The sequence below is a fragment of the Sphingobacterium sp. UBA7631 genome (assembly GCF_002483935.1).
GTDB classification, from domain to species: Bacteria; Bacteroidota; Bacteroidia; order Sphingobacteriales; family Sphingobacteriaceae; genus Sphingobacterium; species Sphingobacterium multivorum.
The window spans coordinates 346,868-370,312 of sequence record NZ_DLIX01000011.1; the positions used below are offsets into that span (position 1 = coordinate 346,868).

A 23,445-nucleotide genomic window follows, 5' to 3' on the forward strand; every position below is an offset into this window, starting at 1 on the left:
ACGATTAAGCGTTGTTTAACATAACCGGCATCACCAACATCAAAATATCTTCATGATCTTCAGATACAGCCGGAATCAATAAACCAGCACGATTTGGTGTACTCATCTCCAAAACAACTTCTTCACTTTCCAAGTTATTTAACATCTCGACCAAGAATTTAGCGTTGAAACCAATTTCCATATCATCGCCTTCAAATTGACAGGATAAACGTTCATGCGCTTCATTCGAGAAATCAAGATCTTCTGCAGAGATATGCAATTCACTACCCGAGATCTTTAGGCGAACCTGATGTGTGGTTTTATTAGCGAAAATCACCACCCGTCTCAATGTATTTAAAAACAATAGTCTATCGACAGTCAACTTATTTGGATTGACTTGAGGAATTACAGCAGCATAATCTGGGTAACGCTCATCAATCAACCGACAGATCAAATTGATATTACCAAAGCTAAAGAATGCATTGGTTTGATTATATTCAATAGATACTGTAATATCATCGGATGGCAATGAAGATTTAAGTAAAGAAAGTGCTTTTTTCGGTAAAATAAGGGATGCGGGTTTCTCCGCTCCGATATCCGTTCTTGAATAACGCACTAACTTGTGCGCATCAGTAGAGACAAAAGTCACATTCTTTTCAGCTAATTGGACCAAAACACCAGACATAGCAGGCCTCAACTCATCATTACTGACGGCAAAGATCGTCTTACTGATTGCTTCAGACAGAATAGGCGCTGGCATCTGAATGACTGAACCATTATCTATTGAAGGAATTTTAGGAAAATCGTCAGCATTCTCTCCACTCAATTTATATTTCCCATCACCGGCACTGATCTCAATAGCCAAGGTATTCATGTCTACTGAAAATGCTACTGGTTGATCTGGCAAAGTTTTTAATGTCTCGATCAAAATCTTCGACGGCATGGCTACTCTTCCCTCTTCCTTTGCTTCGATCTGTAAAGAAGTAACCATACTTGTTTGCAGATCCGTAGCAGAAATAGTCAAGTTATTGTCTTTTATTTCAAAAAGAAAGTTTTCCAAGATTGGCAAAACAGTACTTGTACTGGATGCACCATTGATAGCTTGTAACTGCTTTAATAAAATTGATGTTGATACAATGAATCTCATTTCCTGAATACTAATTATTATGTGCAATAATACACAAATTAATCAATATTTTTCAGTTTTATGGGCGCCTTTCTTTCCACATCAGGCGATTTCAATCGTTCAAATAAGCAATTGTATTTCAATTAATAAGCACAGCGCCAAAAGTATAGAAAGCAAATTGGGCCCAATAAATCACAATATTTATTACATTTGTATAATAGCAGTATTGTATGCAGTTTAAAGAGATCATTGGGCACAAAGACATCAAGGAACATTTAGTTCGCACAGTTCAAGAAAACCGTGTGAGTCACGCGCAATTATTTCTTGGTCCTGAGGGTTCAGGCAGCCTTGCTCTTGCTTATGCTTATGCGCAGTTTTTGAATTGCGAAAACCGGCAATTGACAGACAGTTGTGGCGAATGTCCATCGTGTCGAAAATATAGCAAACTGATCCACCCTGATCTTCACATGTCGTATCCTTTTATAGCCAAGCATAAGGAAGATACAGCAACAGATTATGCGGACAGCTGGCGAAAATCTTTTCTATCCAATCCCTACATGGGACTGGAATATTGGCGCAATCAGTTGGATGCGGACAATAAACAGGTGAATATCAATATTGCAGAGGCGCATGGTATCATCAAAAAATTAAGCCTAAAGTCCTTTGAAGCGGAATATAAAGTTTTAATTATGTGGTTGCCCGAATACTTGGACACACAAGGCAATGCGCTGTTAAAGTTAATCGAAGAACCACCCGAAAAAACGCTCTTTATTCTAGTTGCAGAAAATCAGGACAAAATATTAAATACGATCATATCACGTACGCAATTGGTCAAAATAAAGAAGTTGGATCACATGGAGGTCGCACAACATCTCAAGAGCGTATATCATCTTTCGGATCAGGAATCAGCTGAAATTGCGTTTATAGCGGATGGAAACCTGCAAGAAGCCATGAATCAAATTCAATCGCAAACAAATAATCATTTTGGCATTTTAGTCAATTGGTTGCGTTTCATTGTTTCAGATGCTGGAACCAATATGATCTCGTTAGTGGAAGAAGAACTCTCAAAAATGGGGCGAGAAAACCAAAAAAGCTTTCTTTTTTATGCAATTAATATGATGCGTCAAATTATATTAATCAAAGAAGGGCTTTCCAGTTTAGTGTTCTTACCGGCCAAAGAATTGGATTTTGTTCAGAAATTTGCAGTACACTATACCGTTGAACAAATTGAAGCAACAATAAATCTATTTGAGGAAACACATTATTTTGTAGAAAGAAATGCAAATCCCAAAATATTATTTTTAGATTTATCTTTGCAGTTAACATTAATATACAAGTACAAAACGTTTCCGAAAGGAACTCAATATATATAAATAGAAAACTATGGGATGTGGCAGTTGCTCATCCGGCGGAGGTTGCGGTACTACCACGACAAATGGTACACCAGCAGGATGTCAGAACAATGGCTCTTGCATGACTAGCGGATGTAATAAATTAGATGTATATGACTGGCTTTCCGATATGGATATGCCTTCAAACTATAAACCATTTAATATCGTCGAAGTACGATTCAAGGGATCACGAAAAGATTTCTTTATTAATGTAGATAATACCTACCTAGAAATGGGGGAAATGGTGGTCGTAGAACCTTCTACCGGTGGCTATGATGTCGGACATGTCTCCTTAACAGGTGAATTGGTCAGACTACAATTAAAAAAGAACAATGTTACCCCAGAAATGGTAACTAAAAAAATCTATCGGAAGCCCAATGAAATGGATGTAGAGAAGTATAACGCAGCAAAAGATCTCGAATGGGAAACGATGCACAAAGCCCGTAAACTGGCTTTGGACCTGGGTTTGTCCATGAAGATTTCTGATGTTGACTACCAGGGTGATAAAACCAAGGCTACCTTCTACTACACAGCTGAGGGCCGCGTGGATTTCCGTGAGCTTATCAAAAAAATGGCCGAATCTTTCAGGATACGCATAGAAATGCGCCAGATAGGTATGCGACAAGAAGCTAGCCGCCTCGGTGGCATCGGCTCCTGTGGTCGCGAACTTTGCTGTTCAACCTGGTTAACGGATTTCAAAACGGTTTCTACATCGGCAGCACGTTATCAAAATCTTTCGTTGAATACGTTAAAATTAGCGGGCCAATGCGGAAAATTAAAATGCTGTCTCAATTATGAATTGGATAGCTACATGGATGCTTTAAAAGACATCCCAAATAATATCGACCGCATCGAAACACAAAAAGGAGTTGCTTATCTTCAAAAGACCGATATCTTCAAGAAAATGATGTGGTTCTCTTTTCCTGGAGCTGAAAATTGGATTGCCATCCCCGTTCAACAAGTCAAAGAGCTTGTCGAAATGAATAAGCAGGGAATCAAACCGGAAGCTATTTCGAGTGCAGTAGATAACGATGAAGTCAGAGAAGAGAAAAATATCAACTACGATTATGAAAATGTGGTCGGCCAAGATAGCTTAACGCGACTTGATGATCGGAATAAAAGAAAGAAAAAAAGAAAATCAAAAAGCAACACAGTCAAACCGGAAAATAAGGCTGGACAAAAGACTGAAAAGTCGGACCCAAATCCACCCAAACAAGGGGGAAAACCTCAGGTAGCGAACGATTCTACAGCACCTACGGTGAATAAAGACAATAAAGAAGGTGGGAATAGACCAAAGAAACGTTTTAACCGCCATCGGAATAAAAACAAAGGTAATAACAACAATGCTGCTCCAAAAGCAGAATAAAAAAAAATATGCCTAATTTTAACCCATTAGGCATATTCTTTTTATAAATAAACATGAGACTCAAACGCACACCATTTCTTATTGGTATATTATGTATTTGCATAGGGGGTTCTTGTGAACAGACTTCCATTATAAATGATAACAAACCCATTGATAATAAAGCTTGGTTGAATACATCACCGCCTAGCTTTCAATTTCATATTAGTGATAAAACCAAACGATATGATGTATTAATGGATGTCCGTCATACACCGGAATATGCCTTTTCGAACCTTTTTATTCTGATTTACCAACGTGGTCCAGATAAGAAGCAATCTATTTTCCGCAAAGAAATAAAAATGGCTCGATCCGATGGAAAATGGCTCGGAAAATCCTCAGGGAGCTTATATAATAACCAATCCATAATCCATAAAGATTACCTATTTCCGGATACAGGTATGTATACTATTTCCATCATGCAGAATATGAAAGAAAATCCGTTGAAAGAAATCACCGACGTCGGACTAACGGTTATTCCAAAATGATTGCTTTTTTACGTTATCTATTATTCCCCTTTTCGATCCTATACGGCTTAATCGTATGGCTAAGAAATAGACTATACGATTTCAAGCTGCTCAGCTCAAAGTCATTTGAAATTCCCACGATTGTAATCGGTAACCTTTCTGTCGGGGGTACAGGAAAAAGCCCAATGACTGAATTTGTTGTTTCAAGCCTCAAAGATCAGTATAAAACAGCAATACTTAGTCGAGGCTATGGGCGGGTGACTAGCGGATTTCATTTGTTAAAGACCGATTCGCTAGCAAACAATGTTGGCGATGAACCCTTACAATTCAAAAATAAATTTCCATCGGTTACCGTTGCGGTTTGTGAAGACCGCTGTACGGGAATAGAAAAACTTCAATCAGATCATCAACTGATTATTCTGGATGATGCCTATCAGCATCGAAAATTATCGCCGCTTTTTAATATTCTATTGTTTGATTTTTTATCATTTGGTAGTCCCATGTTTGTTTTTCCTACAGGAAACTTTAGGGACTTACTGATTGAAGCCAAACGGGCGCAGATTATAACAATTACCAAATGTCCAATAGATCTCTCGAACCCTGATAAAAAGCGTATAGAACGTAAAATCAGACGCTATAATAAGAACGCATTAATTACTTTTAGCCATATAAATTACTTTCAAGCCATTGACAGCGTCGGAAATACGATCGATTTCAACGACAGCGATGTTATTTTGGTTACAGGCATTGCCAAACCGCAACCGCTCGTGGATTATATCAAAAAGAAGGCAAATTTGGTCAAACACCTGTCTTTTGGGGATCATCATACTTTTAGTGAATCAGATATTGAACAAATTACAAAATCCTACCGAAGCCTAGCTAGTAGTAACAAAATGCTGTTGACTACCGAAAAAGACTTTCAGCGGTTAAAACCATTTCAACAACAATTGGCAGCTATTGATTTGGTCTATCTTCCAATAGGCCTACAATTTCATGATCCCATCCATAAAGAACTATTCCTTAAAACAATCCATAATGCATTAGCTCAAAGTGTTAATCAACCTTAAATTTTGTTAAGATAAATTGCTATACTAAACTTTTTCCTCAAATTTATATTCAATAGGTAAACGAAACTACTTAAAAGTCTTTTCGGTCCATAGGAATGGACAATAAACAAATAGAGTGCACAATACAAAGATTGGCATTCATGATATAAACTATACAAAGATGAAAAAGAAAATTTTAATGGCAGTAGCCTGTTTATTATTAAGCGCTACAGGAGTTTTTGCGCAACAACGTCAACAACGCAGTCCTGAGGAACAAGCTAAAATGCGTGTAGAGCATCTTGACAAATTACTTAGCCTCAATCAAACACAAAAAGATTCGATTTATAACCTTACATTGACTCAAGCGCAACAACGGGCTGCACTTCGAAACGATGGGGGAGATCGTAAGGCCAACATGGAAAAATATAAACAGCTTCAGGAAATACAAACAGCTAAGATCAAATCTTGGCTTAGTCCAGAACAAGGTAAGTTATTTGACGAACAACAAGAAAAAATGAAGGAAAGAATGTCCAGACGTTCCGATAATTAATGATTAAAATACTTTTAAAGAAAGGCTCTTGTTTTATGTACAGGGGCCTTTTTTATTGCTTGTATCTATTTTGTGTATACCATTATTTACGCATACAAGTCTTAGTCAATGCAGTATATTTTAATCATCACGAGGTGATCGCGCCGAACAAGATATCCGGCATCGGATAAATCATCGTTACCTTGTTTTGTTTATCCTAAAACAAAACCAACGTATTGTTTTACAATCTATTAACACATTATCCTATGTTAAAAATTTGTTAAAGTAACAACTTTAATACAATATAAATACCAATTCCAAGTTTTATAGTAAAACAGTTTAATTGTAACTTTTTAAATACAATAGATATGAAAAAGCTAATTTTAACAGGAATCGGATTCTTTTTGGCCCTCAGCCTAACATTTGCGCAACAGGGTACTCCGGAGGAAACTGCGGCAAAAGCAACAACTGAACTTGTTCAGAAACTGAATCTGAATGATGAGCAAAAGACTGCAGTATCAACTATATTATTGGATCAGGCAAAAACCGAGCAAACGATAACAAAAGACAGTAGCTCCTCTGCTGAAGTAAAAAATGAAGCACTAAATAAGCTTCAAAGCGAGGTAGACACCAAAGTCAGCCAGCTGCTAACCGAGGATCAAAAAGCACTTTACCAAAAAATAATTGCTGAGAGACCGGCGAAATCAGCCCCTGGGACAAAACAACCAGTAACAACTGACTCCACGCGTTAATAGTGAAAAAAATAGAGAATAAACATTGAATAATTTCATCTAAAATTAAACATCATGAAAAAGCTATTTTTAACAGGTATAGGTTTCTTTCTAGCAATGAGCCTAACATTTGCACAACAAACAACACCAGAAGAGAATGCAACCAAAGTGGTGACCGAATTAGTGACAAAGCTAACATTAAACGAAGAGCAAAAAACAGCCGTGTCAACCATCGTATTAAACCAAGAAAAGGCTATTGCAGCCGTTATCCAGGACGCGACAGCTACAGCTGATGCCAAAAAGGAAAGCATAACCAAAATTCAAGGTGAATCCGATACTAAGATAGCACAACTGCTCACCGATGAACAAAAGACAGCTTATCAGAAATATGTCACAGAGAGACCCCCAGTAACTATTCCTGCGACTCAAGAAAAAACTGAACAAAACGAATCCGGCAACGGACAGAGCAATCAATAACAACAATCGTTCTATTAAGAATGAAAAACCTCTGGACATAGATTATGTCCAGAGGTTTTTTAATACCTTACAAGAGCTTAAATGCATTAAAAAAGGGCTATCCAATCATCTTGGACAGCCCCTTTTGTTTACTGCTTACGGTAATTGACATTAAGATTTCAATTTTTTCATAATGTCACTTACATAAGTCTTAAATTTCTTGTCAGTTTCAATTAAATCCTCTACGGTTTGACATGCATAAATGACTGTCGAGTGGTCTCTTCCTCCGAAGAAAGCTCCGATCGATTTTAGTGAAGATTTGGTATGAGCTTTTGCTAAATACATCGAAATTTGCCTGGCCTGCACGATTTCACGCTTCCTAACTTTCGACTTTACCATATCTACAGGAACTTCAAAATATTCACAAACCAATTTCTGAATAAAGTCCATTGAAATTTCCTTATGGGTATTCTTCACAAAGTTCTTCAACATCGATTTTGCTAAACCCAAATCGATCTCTTTCTTGTTCAATGTAGATTGAGCCAATAATGAAACCATAGCTCCTTCCAATTCACGAACACTGTTATCGATTTGTGTTGCGACATATTCCACTACATTTTCAGGTAAATCAATACCGTCAGAATACATCTTCTTCTTCAAAATTGCCATTCTCGTCTCAAGATCAGGAATTTGAATATCTGCAGATAATCCCCATTTAAAACGACTAAGCAAACGTTCCTCCAAACCAGCTAAATCCTTAGGCGCCTTGTCTGAAGTTAAAATAATCTGCTTTCCAGATTGATGCAAATGATTAAAAATATGGAAGAAAATATCCTGTGTTTTTTCTTTACCAGCAAAATTATGCACATCATCCATAATGATGACATCCATTGCTTGATAAAAGTTAACGAAGTCATTGATTGTGTTATTTTTCAATGAATCCACAAACTGTTGACAGAATTTTTCACAAGACACATAAATGACCAGTTTATCGGGAAGATTTCTCTTGATTTCATTTCCGATTGCTTGGGCAAGGTGTGTCTTTCCTAAACCAACATCACCATAAATCATCAAAGGGTTGAATGAAGTACCACCCGGTTTATTCGCCACAGCATATCCTGCAGAACGAGCAAGACGGTTACACTCACCTTCGATAAAATTTTCGAATGTATAGTTTTGATTCAATTGCGGATCAACCTGCAATTTTTTCAATCCAGGAATAACAAACGGATTTTTGATATCCCTATTTAAAGATACCGGCACAGGGATAGATTGCCTTTTCCCTTCTGCTCCATTGCCATTCGATGGAAGATTAGTCGTATAAGGATGAGAAGCTGAAGACTTCTCCACTACAATATTGTATTCCAATCTACCTTGTTCTCCTAGGAATTTCTTTACGGTCTTGCGAAGAATTCCTACATAGTGTTCTTCCAACCACTCATAAAAAAATAAGCTAGGCACTTGAATAGTCAAAACGTCACCCTCCAAACGGACTGCTTTCACAGGTTCAAACCAGGTCTTGAAACTTTGTGCTGGTATATTATCTTTGATAATCGAAAGACAATTATTCCAGACACTTGAATACGTTTTTTCCATTCTAAAATTGTTAATAAGTTGATTTACAATACGCGACAAAAAATATGTTGATAACTTTCTCTGAGAACGAAGATGACAAAAAAAAATCAGCTAAAAAACTAAAATATAAAATAATTGATAATACATTATATATCAGTATTTTACCGTGTAAAATTGTGGAAAACTAGCGCTAAAATTGATCTCTAAAAATAATTATTAACATTCCAAATTTATTTCAAAAAAAAGAACAAAAAAAGTAGCAAACTTACTACCTATCAGTCCTTAAGGTCTAAATCTAAATTAACCAAAATAATAGCTAATTACAATCTTTAGTTCATATATTTTTAATATTAAATTTATAAGAATTTAAAGCCAACTTAACATCATTGTCAGAGGACTATTAAAGTTATTTACGCACAACCTTAAAACAAAAATCAATGCGGATTATAGGACAGAAAAAACAAATTGTAACAGATGAGATGAGTTCTAAATTCAAACATCCCTACCCTTGAAAAATGAAAAAGGAGATNNATCTCCTTTTTCATTTTTCAAATGTATAGCTCTTATCCGACCATTGAGCTGGTCAATTTTCCATTGCAAAGTTTTTTGGCTTCTGATACGATAGCATCAGCATCGTAGTGTGCATGCTTCCACTGTGCATTTTGTTCAGCATGCTCAATGATCTTATCCGGAATACCCAAACGAACAACCTGGCTATGATATCCGTGATCGGCCATAAACTCCAATACAGCCGAACCTATGCCCCCCTGTAAACTTCCATCTTCAACCGTAATAATTTTATCAAATTTCTGAAAGACCTGATGAAGCAAAGCTTCATCCAATGGTTTAGCAAATCGAAGATCATAATGCGCTGGATGTATTCCCAGTTCATTTAACTGCTGTACCGCTTTAACAGCTTCATTTCCTATCGCTCCAAAACTTAAGATAGCAAGCTCCTCACCTGCTGATATAAGACGCCCCTTTCCTATTTCTATTTCTGTAAATGGGCGACGCCAGTCTGGCATAACACCATTTCCTCTAGGATATCTAATAACAAACGGACCTTTATTGGGTAACTGCGCTGTATACATTAAATTTCGTAACTCTTCCTCATTCATCGGCGCAGAAACCGTCATATTTGGAACACAGCGCATAAAAGCGATATCATAAGCGCCATGATGTGTCGCACCATCCGCACCGACCACTCCCGCACGATCCAAACAGAAAACAACATTCAGATTTTGTAATGCAACATCATGGATGACTTGATCATAAGCGCGTTGCATAAACGACGAATAGATATTACAGAACGGTAATAATCCCTGTGTTGCGAGTCCCGCACTGAATGTAACTGCATGCTGCTCAGCAATACCAACGTCAAATGCACGGTCAGGCATAGCTTTCATCATAATGTTCATGGAAGAACCAGAAGGCATTGCAGGCGTGATCCCCACAATCTTATCATTTTCTTCCGCAAGCTCAACTAAAGTATGTCCAAAAACATCTTGAAATTTAGGTGCTACCGGTTTATCATTCAAAGACTTCTTGATCTCACCCGTAATTTTATCGAATAGACCTGGAGCATGCCATTTCGTCTGATCTTTTTCAGCTAGCGCAAAACCTTTTCCTTTGATGGTGACGGCATGCAATAATTTAGGCCCCGGTATATGTTTAAGGTCTTCAAGGGTCTTAGCCAATTTCTTGACATCATGCCCATCAACCGGTCCAAAATATCTAAAATTTAAAGATTCAAAGAGATTGGCATTTTTTAATAAAGTTCCCTTTATGCTTTTTTCCAATTTTTTGGCAATACCAAGTGCATTCGGACCAACTTCCGAAATCTTGGTCAATACAGCTGCGATATCGTCTCTAAAACGATTATAGCGTTTTGAGGTTGTAATACTTGTCAAATACTCCTTCAATGCGCCTACATTAGGGTCAATGGACATGCAGTTGTCATTCAGAATAACCAAAAGGTTTGATTTCGAAATACCGGCATGATTCAGTGCTTCAAATGCCATTCCACCAGTCAAGGCACCATCACCGATAACCGCGATATGCTGACGATCCTTTTCACCCTTTATTTGGGAAGCGACTGCCATGCCTAATGCTGCAGAAATAGATGTTGACGAGTGTCCAACACCAAATGCATCGTATTGAGATTCAAAACGGTTAGGAAAACCCGAAATTCCGTTCTCAATTCGATTTGTATGAAATATATCGCGACGCCCCGTTAGGATTTTATGCCCATAAGCCTGATGACCTACATCCCAAATCAATTGATCGTATGGGGTATTCATTACGTAATGTAACGCCACCGTTAACTCGACGACTCCCAAACTTGCTGCAAAGTGACCACCATTAACCGAAACCTGATCAATAATAAATTGACGTAATTCCTGACTTAACTGTTCTAATTGGTCTTCCTTTAGCTTTTTAAGATCAGAGGGATCGTTTATTTTACTTAATAGTTCTCCAGCCTCAAACTGCATAGTACTGCTATTTACATGATATGTTCGTACAAAGTAACGACAATTTTATTTAATCTTTAAAATAAATCGCATTTACATATTGATGAACAACAAATAAAATAATGAATAGTTTGTATCGAAGTTATTCCAAAAGATTTTATATGTAAATTTGTATAAGATATGCAAGTAGAAGAAGGCTACGAAATCAAGCTTCCTCAATTTGAGGGACCTTTTGATTTATTATTATTTTTTATCGAACGGGATGAACTAAATATCCACGATATACCGATTTCAAAGATTACAGATGATTTTTTATCGTATGTGAGCCAAATGCAAGCGCTCAATATGGAAATGGCAAGCGAATTTATCTTTGTTGCTTCTACACTGATGCGTATTAAAGCTAAAATGCTATTACCTCGTCTGGATCTGGACGACAATGAAAATGAAATCGATCTAAGAGAAGATCTTGTTCAAAAACTTATTCTCTATAAGCAATTTAAAGAGACCTGTGAAGAATTGAGAGTCTTGGAAGAAAATCGTCTCAAACTATACAGCCGAGGCAACATACGCTATGATATCCAACAAAGACTAAAATTAGATTCTACCGGAGAAAATTTGGATAGCTTCGACCTCTATGGTCTAATGATGATTTACGAGCAAATGATGTATCAATTCCGTAATCGTCCCCCTGAAGTAACCCATACAGTTGTCAAATATCCATACACCATTGAACAACAGAAGAAAGCAATTGCCGAACTGATTGAAATCAATAAAAAATTAGATTTTCAAGAAATTCTTAAAAACTCAGAAAATAAAATACAGTTCGTCTATAACTTTTTAGCGATTCTCGAAATGCTCCAGCAGCGATTATTACAGATCGAAGTGGGCTTAGGCTATAACAATTTCAATGTAGGTGAAAGAGATCCAAATGAGACGGAGGAACTCCTGTTTGAGGAGGAAGAAGCATAAAAAAAGACCTGTTTTGAACAGGTCTTTTTCGTATTAATCTTTTTTCTTAAATGCATTCCAGCCTTGTGCCGTTATCGGATAAAGATTCCCAGATTTGGAAATCATCTCACAACCTTCCGATCTTGGCGTCATATAACCAATAATACTAATATCAGGTAAATTCTTAATTTTATCGTGATCCGATTGCGCTATTGTAAACAATAACTCATAGTCCTCACCACCATTAAGTGCAGCTACGGTTGGATCAATGCCAAATTCCCGCCCCGTATCATAAGTCATCTGATCCAATGGAATTTTTTCCTCATATAATCGGCATCCTTTATCTGATTGTCGGCAAATATGAAGAATTTCAGATGCAAGCCCGTCCGAAATATCCATCATCGCTGTGGGCTTGATCCCTAGCTTGGCAAATAATTCAACAATGTCTTTCCGGGCTTCAGGTTTCAATTGGCGTTCAACGATATAATCCTTTCCTTCCAAATCAGGTTGTACATTCGGATTTTCTAAATAAATCTCTTTCTCACGTTCCAAGAGTTGTAAGCCCATATAAGCTGCACCGAGGTCACCGGACACACACAATAGATCTCCTTCCTGTGCTCCACTACGATAAACGATCTGATCTGCATCAGCATAGCCTATACTTGTCACAGAAATAACCAGCCCCTGTGCTGAAGCCGAAGTGTCACCCCCGATTAAATCGACATTATACTTCTTACAGGCAATCAAAGCTCCTTGATAAATTTCCTCTACGGCTTCTAATGGAAATTTAGAGGACATACCGATTGAAAAGGTAATTTGAGAAGCTATTCCATTCATCGCATAAATATCGCTCAAATTGACTTGAACAGCTTTATAACCTAAATGTTTTAATGGTACATACCTAAGATCAAAATGAATCCCTTCCAACAATAGATCAGTCGATACCAAAGTCTTCTTACCTTCGAAATCTAAAACAGCCGCATCATCCCCAATCCCCTTCACAGTGGATTTCTCTGTCAATTCAACAGCCTTACTTATATAATCAATCAGTCCAAACTCGCCCATTTCCTCTAGATTGGTCCGCTCGGTATTATCAAAATCAAACATGCTAAAAAGTTTAAAAGTTTAATATAGGTAATGCCGGATAATCATCTTTGACTGATGCATTAAGATGGCATTACAAAACAAGTATAGCTATAAGTCCAATGAATTTATATGCTTATCCAGCTAAGCGTCTTAATTACAAGCTAGGACAAACATTCATAAAAATTGTTTGTATTACGTTAAAAATCAATAATCTACGATAGCTAATCGTAGCAAAAATACAACAAATCTATAGTCCTAAGCGCGCTGATATTTCCAACATACGTTCAATAGGACGTTGTGCACGAAGAATCACATCCTCAGGAAGAAGAATTTCAGGGGACTCATACTTTAGACAGTTGTATAGCTTTTCAAGCGTATTAAGCTTCATATGCGGACAATCATTACATGCACAGGCATTATTAGGAGGAGCAGGAATAAAAGTCTTATGTGGACTCGCTTTTTGCATTTGGTAAAGAATGCCTGATTCTGTAGCAACAATATAAGCCTGGGCTTTATCTGTTTGGGTAAATTTAAGCATTCCAGCAGTCGATCCCACATAATCAGCTATCGCGAGTATATGATCTTCACACTCTGGATGGGCAATAAACTTAGCCTCGGGGTGCTCGCTTTTCAAACGGTCAATTTTATCTTGAGAAAAAATTTCATGCACCATACAAGCTCCATTCCAAAGTACCAGGTCACGTCCTGTTTTCTTCTTAACATATGCACCTAGGTTGCGATCTGGACCGAAAATGATTTTCTGATCCTCAGGAAGACTTTCAACAATCTGAACAGCGTTGCTTGATGTGCATACAATATCTGAAAGAGCTTTCAATTCAGCCGTACAATTTACATAGGTAATCACCAAATGATCAGGATATTGCTCTTTAAATTTAGCAAAAAGATGTGGTGGGCATGAATCTGACAATGAACAACCGGCTTTAGCATCTGGCAAAAGAACCTTCTTCGTCGGTGAAAGTATTTTAGCCGTCTCAGCCATGAAATGTACTCCAGCAAAAACAATTACATCTGCATCGGTTTTCGCAGCTTCCTGCGATAAGCCAAGACTATCTCCTATATAATCTGCTATATCTTGTATTTCAGACTCTTGATAATAGTGAGCCAAGATGACAGCCTTCTTTTCTTTCTTTAAGCGTTGGATCTCTTTAATCAAATCCAGTGAGGGATCAATCGGAGCATCGATATAACCTTTTGCTTGAAGCTCATAATTTACAATTTCCATGCGAGTAGTTTCAACTTTTATGAACAGCAAAAGTAAGCATTGTTATATATATAAAAGTCAATTAAAAGCAAATTAATCAAGTCGTGGTAATATACCTCTCGCTTCCATTTGATCCATTAGTAGATTATAGTGAATAAAACACTGATATAAAACCTATTATTAATTAGTAACAGATTACAACGTGTTTGCTACGTCGAGCTCATTGGATAATGTCAGTTTGTAAATTTGATCGAACACTGGCAACTTTTGTCCAATTACATGATTTTGTAGAACTGACAGCAATATATGTATTGATCATGCAAAATAAACATTTACAAGTATTAATAGTTAAATTAATTCACATGCAGTTTAATCTCACAGTATTATGTCCATATAAACTCTTTTAGACTTGGATATTTGGAAAACTATTCAAGCTCTTCGTTTATAACAAAAACTGAAAGGGTTTATTTCACATTATTTCGATCTTCGAAAATCAGTTTCATCCATAACTTACTTTCGTAGCCTAAGAAACGTTTTTAGGCATATTACAAAACAATGAAAAATATGGCACAAAAGGAAGCTTTATTTATTAACATTTCAGATAAGAAAACGTTTTTGAGGCCGTATAGGATAGATTAATAAATCTTGGATTGATGTATAATTTTATATCAAATTCTCAGCGGGTTTATTTCGGCAAATTTTGAGAGAATTGTGTATACGTGCAGCTCTGAAAGCATAAAAATAGCACCGAAAATGAAATAAAGGCTCTTAGAATCGTCTATAGCATATTTTATCACTGCCTAACCAATATATGGCATTCTAATCGCGAGTAGCTGAAGTTTATATATTCTCATTTGCCAACTCATACAGCAACGATGACCAGCGTAGGGCCAAAATCAATTTTCCTAAATCATAATACGCCGCAAATAACCAATAGAAGGCATTATTTCCAAAATAAACCCGTCGAGAATAGCATATATAAGTATTATTAGCCTGTAAAAATGAATATAGGAATATAACAGGGATAAATTTATCGGATCAGGCCTAATAGGGTTGAATAAAATAATTCAGAATAAACACGATAAGAATTAGATATTTATAAAAAGATCAAATGAGTCGAGTAGAAGCGACTTTAAAAGGCACTAATTCCCGCAAATTGAAATCCGACTAAAATAATGTGTATAGTATCCAAAATAAACTGGATGAGAATTAAAAATTGACCGCTGTGATCTAGAGTAGTGCTTTTATTTAATTCTAAGAAGCTTAATAAGACTTTTTTTGCTATCTAATTACAGGAAATTTTACAGCAATCACAAATTCAGTCGAAATAACACAAAATAAAGTTATTAATACCTTGTATCTGGATAAAAATCCTGTAAATAGCTCTATTCTAAACTCAATATAACACAATCGGAGCGTATATCCCGCTAGAATAATCATCTGGCAATAACTATCGCATAAAATACAATAAACTAAAAATATATAACTTAAAAGATATTAATTCATATAAAATAAAAATAAATTATTCAAAATTTAGGCAATTATAAAATTTGCGGATTATAGTACTTGACATTCAAATACATAGATAATATTAAAAAAAATACTAAATATGCAACTGATAAAGCGCTTTAAAAACGACAAACTCGCTTAGAATTAAATATCCCATACAAATAACGAATCAACAAAATATATTCAATCTATAAGAGCTTTATTTTAGAAAAATAAACCCTGAGAATGATCTAAAAAATTGGCAGATAGCAATAATCCAAAATATTCTAATGTCACTGATCTAAATTTGGATATTTCCTCCATTTAGCCGATGTTGGGCTGCAAATATAGTAAGATTGTTTGTTCTGCAATAAATTATTTGAAGAAATTATCTGCATTCCAAAATTATTAACAAGTCAATCTTCGAATTTCACTTAGATCTTAAAAAATTTACTATTTAAGGCCATAGAATGTATTAAAAAGCCCTGAAAACAAATTTTTAAAAAATATCCAATTCTAAACAGGTATATTTTTAAACAATCGCCTTGAGATTCTGTTTAAAATTCAATCCCGCGAAAACCAAACAAATATCGTAGCCAAATCTGAATATAAACAGGCAGATCCAGGAATAAAAAATTCCAATAACCAAATACCTCTCAATTTCCATTTTTGAAAACTTTGCTGATAAAGTACAGAAATTTTTGACGCCAATTTTACCTCGTTGAGAAAGCAAAATTCACATATTTTTGAAAAAAATACGCAAATAAGCAAACCTCAAACAGTTTAAAATCCAAATATCAAAATCAATTAAATTGCCTTTTTCATATCAATTTTAAAAGCAAAGATTAGCAACTATTAGAATTCAATAAAAGAATTTATCTGCTCTAAAGACAGAAATATTAAAATCTCATAGCATCCAAATTAGAATTAAAACTTTTCTGATCCGATTTCTATCGGTTACAAAGCGATAAAATTGAAATAAGATCCCAAACGGGAAAATATCCAAGTATAAAACGACTTAAACCTATATTTTTTTTTTAAAAATTATAAATAACGCGCTGAAACTAGATTAAATCCATATACAAAAAAAAATAAAATAAATAGTCAATCCTAAAGCGCTTTAAAAGTCAATAGGAAATTTAAAAAATAAAATAAACTCAATTAGAATTAAATATTTCAATAGGGGACTTTATAATTCCCGAATATCGAAATCTAACCGCTTCTAATCGAACTTGACAAAACTAAACAAAGATTTTCGAACGTATTCCACAATCTTTTTTTTCAATAAATACTAATTATTTAAAATAGAAAATCTCTTATTGTTTATTATGGTGTGGAAAAGTGGTATAAATTAGGTTATTTCGATTTTGATTTTAGGTTTTTATAGAGTTTTCAACAATTTTTCAACAGAATTTATTCATTAAAGACCTGATTTTTAAAATTCTAAATTATCTTATTTTTTATTTTCCATATATTTTTGTTGAATAGTTTTTGTTTAGAAAATGTGGAAATCTCTAGATTTTTGTGCGGAAAAATTTTAGAAATAAGGCTTGCAAATAGGGGATTTGTGAATTGTTAAATACTTTTCATTTTTATTTAACCTTTTATTTACACGTTTTCCACATTTTTCGTTAATTTGAATCGTCACTTTTGGGGATAGTTTGTGAATTTTAATTTATATGGCAGATAGAAAGGTAGATTTTTTGGTCATTGGATCAGGTATTGCTGGATTAAGCTTTGCTTTAAAAGCATCGAAATTCGGTAAAGTATTGATAGTCACTAAGTCCAATGAGGATGAGTCTAATACAAAATATGCGCAAGGGGGAGTGGCTGCCGTTGTGGATAAGTCAGATAGCTTTGAGAAGCATATCATTGATACTCAGATTGCTGGGGATGGTTTATGCGATGTTGAAATTGTGGAAAACGTAGTGAGAGAAGCACCGGAACGGATTGCAGAACTTATTTCATACGGAACATCATTTGACAAGGAGGAATCGGGGTTATATGATCTGGCAAAAGAGGGGGGACATTCCGCTCATCGTATTTTACATTATAAAGATATAACTGGCTATGAAATTGAGCGTGCATTATTGGCGCAAGCACATAGTGATCCCAACATTGAAATCGTAACGCATTACTTTGCCATTGATTTGATTACACAGCATCATTTGGGGGAATACGTGGATAAGAACAGGGAAGACATTACCTGTTATGGAATTTATGCTTTTAATACCTCATCACATTTAGTAGATAAGATTTTGAGTAAGGTTACTGTGATGGCTTCTGGAGGAGCAGGGCATGTTTATTCAAGTACAACAAATCCAACTATTGCGACTGGAGATGGTATTGCTATGGTGTATCGGGCAAAAGGTAAGGTACGTAATATGGAGTTTATGCAATTTCACCCTACTTCTTTATACAATCCAAAGGACTCTCCTGCATTTTTGGTATCTGAAGCCGTACGTGGATTTGGGGGTATTTTAAGAAGGATCAATGGTGAATCTTTCATGGAGGAGTACGATGAACGTGCTTCTTTGGCACCAAGAGACATCGTTGCTAGAGCTATTGATGCCGAGATGAAGAAATCTGGTATAGATTATGTGTACCTTGATATCACGCATCGGAATAAGGAAGATATTATCAAGCATTTTCCAAATATTTATGAAAAGTGTCTTTCGATCGGACTGGATATGGCGAAGGATTTTATACCAGTTACACCGGCTGCGCATTACCTCTGTGGAGGCATTTATGTAGATGATTTTGGACGCAGTAGCCTCGTTAACTTATATGCTTGCGGAGAGTGTTCTTCTACTGGCCTGCATGGGGCAAACCGATTAGCTTCTAATTCACTTCTTGAAGCACTTGTTTATGCACATCGTATTTTCCTGGACGCCACAAAGTCGATAGGATTGATTAACCATATTGTTGATGTCCCCGAATGGGATGACTCTAAAACCTCTCTTTCAAATGAGGATATTTTAGTAAGTCATAATTTACGCGAGTGCCAAAAGATTATGAGTGACTATGTTGGCATTGTCCGTTCCGATTTTAGGCTTGAAAGAGCTCTTAAACGGCTACATCTCTTGTATGAGGAGACCGAAGAATTTTATCGAAATACAAGGCTTTCTGTTAAACTGTGTGAATTACGTAATGTTATTCAAGTAGCTTATATCGTGACAAAATCAGCTATGTTACGGAAAGAAAGTAGGGGATTGCATTATACAACGGACTATCCGAAACATTCGGAAGTATTACAGGATACAATTTTTTAAGGAATATGGCACTTATTTTATCTGTTTTGGATAAATCTCCGGTGATAGCCGAAGAATGCTTCTTAGCACCCAATTCAACGATTGTAGGCGATGTGGAGATTGGACATCACTGTTCGGTATGGTTTAATGCTGTCATACGCGGAGATGTCAATTATATTCGTATCGGTAATTATACTAATATTCAAGATGGAGCGGTTATACATTGTACCTATAAGAAATGCGGTACTACGATCGGAAATTATGTAAGTATAGGGCATCAGGCTATGGTACATGGATGTATTTTGGAAGATCATGTACTCATTGGTATGGGAGCTATCGTTATGGATAATGCGATTGTTGAATCGAATGTTATTGTAGCAGCTGGTGCAGTAGTTTTGGAAAATACTCGTTGTGAATCGGGATTTCTATATGCTGGAGTACCTGCCAAAAAGATAAAAGCACTTACTGAAGAGCAGAAAGATCTATTGCAGAAACTACCACATAATTATGTTCTGTACAGTTCCTGGTTTTAGCTTAATCGAATTAGCAATATTAAATAAGTTATTTTAGAATGGCCTCAATTAATTTTTTTTGAGGCCACTCAATGAAAAACTATCTTTCTGTTCCCAATTAGCACGTATCGTAAATACTTTATTCAGATATACAACAGGTTCAGGAAAAGTTTTCTTTTCGACATCTCCAGTGTCCCAGATTCCATTATCATTGTCGTCGCGTATCACACGTATACTATACTTTCCTCCAGGATACTGTTTGTATACAACAGCCGGATTGTTCATGTTTATTTTGTCGACGCGATAGACCTTATCTTTTTTCTCATTGATTAACTCAACCAAATAGGTTGTATTGCTATCTAGATCTGTAAAATCAAATGTCAGATCCCCATAGTTTTCACTATCGTCATAGGTCAAATCGAGCTTTTTCTCTTTGTTTTGTTCGCCAAAATAGCCTGTTATAGCGCCTTCTGTAAACTCAATTTGGTACTTTTTCTCTTTTCTCCAATTATAGCGAATATGGTAGATATTGGTATTTGCTGTATCTACAGCTAGTTGGTAATTGGTCCGGACCAATGAGTCTTCTTTGAATTTTAACTTGGTTTTATCGATATTTTTGATCGGTGTGAAAGCAGATACCTGAAGGTGTGTAATTCGATCGACCCGTCCATTATTTGGCGTAAAAATAGGCTCAATTGTCTGCTCTATTTTTACATTCCCTTTTCTAATGAGAATGGTATCCAATGGTCTTTCATTTTCTGTCAGAACAAGCTTTAGGGAGTCTATTTTTAAATTTGGAATAAACAAAGTAGCCGAGTCTGATGTCTTTGAAAAACGTACTTTTTTATCCTTGTTGTTTACTTCGTCATTTAGGATATCAAGTTTGGGCTTGTCGACTCTTCTATTAAAAACAAGAAGTATACTTCCATTTTTTTCAAATTTCTTCTCTTGGGTTCTAAACTTTTTTGGGATTCCTTTGAAGATCTCCAAGTTGATATTGCTTAAGTCTCGCTCTAGCACGATAGAGTCTTTTAGGAAACCTATTTCTTCATCAGCACCATTATAGATTCTATCGTTATTTTTTTCTTGAAGTGCGTAAATGCGATAAGTTCCCCCTCTTAGATTGTTTAGTTTATAGTTACCTGCAGTATCCGTTGTCGTGAATATATTCGCCTTCTTTTTACCAAAAATCGAGTCTTGGCTAATGGGGATCAACAAGACTTTAACATCCTTTTGGACCTCTTTCGTTATAGCACTTTTTACATTACCGGATATACTGAGTGAATCTATTTTATCTCCTGTCGCGAATACGTAAGCATAATTGACCAATGCATTTCCAGCGTTATAATCAACTAGTCCTTTACCGAAGTATATGCTGTAGGTTGTATTCTTTTCTAGGGAATCAGGTAAGGTAATTTCTAGATTTTTTTTCTTCACCTTGAATTCTGGATTGCTTCCCATGTCTGGCGTAATACTGAATTCCTTTTGTTGATTTGCCAGCTTGATATACTCGTCAAACGTGATCACTATTTTTTTAGCTGTAAAATTCTTCGAAAAATTCGTAGGGCTTTCCAATAGTATCTTCGGAGGAATAGAATCTTTTGGCCCCCCCGTGGGCTGTTGTATGCTCGCACATTGTATGGACAAGCCAATAAGCATAATAAACGTGCTTAAAATAAGTAATCTTGTTTTTAAGCTACTTTTTAGCCTTTCTGAACCACTTTTATTTTCTCTTAAAGAAGTTGTCATAAAAAATAGAATATTGTCTTAAATCGCTTATTTTAAGCTTTGTGGTGTTTAGTGTATAAGTATTTGGTTTTCAGTTGTTTAACTCATATGAACCATCAATACAGTGATATCAGAGGGCGAAACGCCTGAGATTCTTGAAGCTTGCCCCAGTGTACGTGGTTTAACTTTAGATAACTTTTGTCTTGCCTCAATTGATAGCGATGTTAATAGGCTGTAGTCAAAATCAGGATTAATTTCTCTATCTTCCATCTTCTTCATACGATTGACAATTTCCATTTCTTTATCGAAATAGCTTTCATATTTGAGATTGATCTCTGCTTGTTCGATGGTATCATTATCGAATTGGGAGACATAGTGTGCAAAGCCTTCGTCTCCTTTCAGAATATCTTGGATACCAACTTGTGGTCTTGCAAGAACATTACTCAATCTTGTTTTTTGTGGAAGTGCGCTTGAGCCGACTTCGGCTAATACGGTATTCATCTTTTCGACATTGGTCGAATTTTGTTTGAGATACTCGATTATTTTATTGGAGTTATCAATTTTTTCTTGCACTTTTTTGAGTCTTTCTTCTCCTACTAATCCCAATTTGTAAGCTAATAGGGTTAGACGAATATCAGCATTATCCTGGCGTAAAAGTAGACGGTGTTCTGCTCTTGATGTAAACATGCGGTACGGCTCTTCAGTTCCTTTTGTTACGAGGTCGTCGACCAATACACCTATATAGGATTCGGATCGTTTTAGAATAAGTTCCTTATCATCATTGATGCGTTGATGCGCATTTATCCCGGCTAGGAAACCTTGAGCAGCGGCCTCTTCATAGCCAGTTGTCCCATTGATCTGTCCTGCGAAAAATAGATGTTTCACCAATTGGGTTTCTAAGGTTAGATCCAATTGCATTGGTGGAAAGTAGTCGTACTCTATGGCATAACCTGGGCGGTACATTTTCGCATTTTCAAAGCCTGGGATCAATTGCAAAGCTTTCAATTGTACGTCTTCTGGCAATGAGGTGGAGAATCCGTTGACATAAATTTCTACTGTTTTGAAGCCTTCGGGCTCCACGAATATCTGATGTCTTTCACGCTCGGCAAAACGATTTATTTTATCTTCTATTGAAGGGCAATAGCGTGGTCCCAATCCTTTGATACGTCCCGTAAACATGGGTGATTTTTCAAACCCAGTGCGTAGCATTTCGTGGACCTTATCGTTTGTATAGGTAATCCAACAACAGCGTTGTTCAGTTGGTATCTCTACATCTGTATAGGAGAACCGCCCTCTTTTTTCATCGCCCCACTGTTCTTCCATTAACGCATAATTAAGGCTTCTTCCATCAATACGTGGTGGCGTTCCTGTCTTCATTCTCCCGGATTCGAAACCAAGGGAAACAAGTTGCTCGGTTAAACCTGTGGCAGCCTTCTCTCCTGTTCTACCGCCTCCAAATTTCTTGTCCCCAATGTGAATTACACCATTTAGAAAAGTTCCATTGGTCAGTACCACGGCGTCCGATTCTATTTCTATTCCCATCGAAGTGATGACACCGCAAGCTTTTCCGTTTTTTACGATAACTTCTTTTACGGTATCTTGCCACATATCTAAATTAGGAAGAGACTCGAGTTGTAATCTCCATTCTTCTGCAAACCGCATTCGGTCATTTTGGGTCCGCGGACTCCACATGGCAGGACCTTTCGAAAGATTTAACATTCGGAATTGAATGGTTGATTTATCTGCTATGATACCAGTATATCCGCCCATAGCATCAATTTCTCTTACTATCTGTCCTTTGGCTACTCCACCGATAGCGGGGTTACAACTCATTTGCGCTATTACTCCCATATTCATTGTGATGAGTAAAGTGGACGAACCTAAGTTAGCTGCTGCCGCCGCTGCCTCACATCCGGCATGCCCCGCACCAACGACAATTACATTATATTTTTTAAACATTTTTCTATTCTTGTTCCACGTGAAACGTGGTGTTTTTATTTCTTTGTAAATTTACGTTTTCTTTGTGTTCCACGTGAA

Annotated in this window: 17 protein-coding genes; 10 read left to right on the top strand and 7 right to left on the bottom strand. The window is 36.3% G+C overall.

Annotation, left to right across the window (positions count from 1 at the left end):
- Positions 1 to 4: 4 nt before the first annotated feature.
- Positions 5 to 1,126: a DNA polymerase III subunit beta gene (gene dnaN, locus B3P16_RS23820; RefSeq protein WP_046672565.1), complete on the bottom strand. Its 1,122-nt coding sequence runs from the start codon at positions 1,124 to 1,126 to the stop codon at positions 5 to 7.
- Positions 1,127 to 1,335: 209 nt separating this feature from the next.
- On the opposite strand from dnaN, the gene B3P16_RS23825 reads away from it, so the two are divergent.
- From B3P16_RS23825 to B3P16_RS23855, 7 genes are all read left to right on the top strand, one after another.
- Positions 1,336 to 2,478, top strand: a complete 1,143-nt coding sequence (locus tag B3P16_RS23825; protein ID WP_070562628.1) for an ATP-binding protein — start codon at positions 1,336 to 1,338, stop codon at positions 2,476 to 2,478.
- Positions 2,479 to 2,488: 10 nt separating this feature from the next.
- Positions 2,489 to 3,862 (top strand): PSP1 domain-containing protein, encoded by a 1,374-nt coding sequence (locus tag B3P16_RS23830; protein WP_172462425.1) that lies wholly within the window; start codon positions 2,489 to 2,491, stop codon positions 3,860 to 3,862.
- Positions 3,863 to 3,915: 53 nt separating this feature from the next.
- Positions 3,916 to 4,386: a gliding motility lipoprotein GldH gene (locus tag B3P16_RS23835; protein ID WP_286709788.1), complete on the top strand. Its 471-nt coding sequence runs from the start codon at positions 3,916 to 3,918 to the stop codon at positions 4,384 to 4,386.
- Positions 4,383 to 5,432 carry a tetraacyldisaccharide 4'-kinase gene (gene lpxK / locus B3P16_RS23840; protein WP_286844819.1) on the top strand — a complete coding sequence of 350 codons (1,050 nt, stop codon included), beginning with the start codon at positions 4,383 to 4,385 and terminating at the stop codon, positions 5,430 to 5,432. Before B3P16_RS23835 ends, lpxK begins: the two co-directional genes overlap by 4 nt.
- A gap of 160 nt (positions 5,433 to 5,592) precedes the next feature.
- Positions 5,593 to 5,961, top strand: a complete 369-nt coding sequence (locus B3P16_RS23845; protein ID WP_286768799.1) for a hypothetical protein — start codon at positions 5,593 to 5,595, stop codon at positions 5,959 to 5,961.
- Between the two features lie 347 nt (positions 5,962 to 6,308).
- Complete coding sequence (locus tag B3P16_RS23850) at positions 6,309 to 6,692, top strand: hypothetical protein (protein WP_286844820.1); 384 nt, start codon at positions 6,309 to 6,311, stop codon at positions 6,690 to 6,692.
- Between the two features lie 54 nt (positions 6,693 to 6,746).
- A complete protein-coding gene (locus B3P16_RS23855; RefSeq protein ID WP_201639945.1) occupies positions 6,747 to 7,148 on the top strand; it encodes a hypothetical protein in 402 nt (133 codons plus the stop codon).
- Positions 7,149 to 7,298: 150 nt separating this feature from the next.
- Here the strand turns inward: B3P16_RS23855 and dnaA are convergent, their stop codons facing one another.
- Together dnaA and dxs are read right to left on the bottom strand one after the other, a co-directional pair.
- On the bottom strand, positions 7,299 to 8,723 hold the full coding sequence (gene dnaA, locus B3P16_RS23860) for a chromosomal replication initiator protein DnaA (RefSeq protein ID WP_046672557.1): 1,425 nt from the start codon (positions 8,721 to 8,723) through the stop codon (positions 7,299 to 7,301).
- Between the two features lie 542 nt (positions 8,724 to 9,265).
- Complete coding sequence (dxs, locus tag B3P16_RS23865; RefSeq protein ID WP_286709791.1) at positions 9,266 to 11,194, bottom strand: 1-deoxy-D-xylulose-5-phosphate synthase; 1,929 nt, start codon at positions 11,192 to 11,194, stop codon at positions 9,266 to 9,268.
- Positions 11,195 to 11,353: 159 nt separating this feature from the next.
- On the opposite strand from dxs, the gene B3P16_RS23870 reads away from it, so the two are divergent.
- Positions 11,354 to 12,142: a segregation and condensation protein A gene (locus B3P16_RS23870; protein WP_286754207.1), complete on the top strand. Its 789-nt coding sequence runs from the start codon at positions 11,354 to 11,356 to the stop codon at positions 12,140 to 12,142.
- A 33-nt stretch (positions 12,143 to 12,175) separates the two neighbouring features.
- Here B3P16_RS23870 and thiL read toward each other — a convergent pair whose 3' ends face one another.
- Positions 12,176 to 13,228 carry a thiamine-phosphate kinase gene (gene thiL, locus B3P16_RS23875; RefSeq protein WP_070562660.1) on the bottom strand — a complete coding sequence of 351 codons (1,053 nt, stop codon included), beginning with the start codon at positions 13,226 to 13,228 and terminating at the stop codon, positions 12,176 to 12,178.
- A 226-nt stretch (positions 13,229 to 13,454) separates the two neighbouring features.
- The gene (nadA, locus tag B3P16_RS23880; RefSeq protein ID WP_046673170.1) at positions 13,455 to 14,450 is read right to left on the bottom strand and encodes a quinolinate synthase NadA; all 996 of its coding nucleotides are present in this window, start codon (positions 14,448 to 14,450) and stop codon (positions 13,455 to 13,457) included.
- A gap of 3,146 nt (positions 14,451 to 17,596) precedes the next feature.
- Between nadA and nadB the strand changes: the two genes are divergently transcribed.
- A complete protein-coding gene (gene nadB, locus B3P16_RS23885) occupies positions 17,597 to 19,189 on the top strand; it encodes an L-aspartate oxidase (RefSeq protein ID WP_046673171.1) in 1,593 nt (530 codons plus the stop codon).
- 5 nt (positions 19,190 to 19,194) lie between these two features.
- Positions 19,195 to 19,701 (top strand): gamma carbonic anhydrase family protein, encoded by a 507-nt coding sequence (locus B3P16_RS23890; RefSeq protein ID WP_070562667.1) that lies wholly within the window; start codon positions 19,195 to 19,197, stop codon positions 19,699 to 19,701.
- A gap of 48 nt (positions 19,702 to 19,749) precedes the next feature.
- Here B3P16_RS23890 and B3P16_RS23895 read toward each other — a convergent pair whose 3' ends face one another.
- Together B3P16_RS23895 and mnmG are read right to left on the bottom strand one after the other, a co-directional pair.
- The gene (locus B3P16_RS23895) at positions 19,750 to 21,429 is read right to left on the bottom strand and encodes an Ig-like domain-containing protein (RefSeq protein WP_286844824.1); all 1,680 of its coding nucleotides are present in this window, start codon (positions 21,427 to 21,429) and stop codon (positions 19,750 to 19,752) included.
- Between the two features lie 78 nt (positions 21,430 to 21,507).
- Positions 21,508 to 23,367: a tRNA uridine-5-carboxymethylaminomethyl(34) synthesis enzyme MnmG gene (gene mnmG / locus B3P16_RS23900; RefSeq protein WP_286844826.1), complete on the bottom strand. Its 1,860-nt coding sequence runs from the start codon at positions 23,365 to 23,367 to the stop codon at positions 21,508 to 21,510.
- Between the last annotated feature and the right edge of the window lie 78 nt (positions 23,368 to 23,445).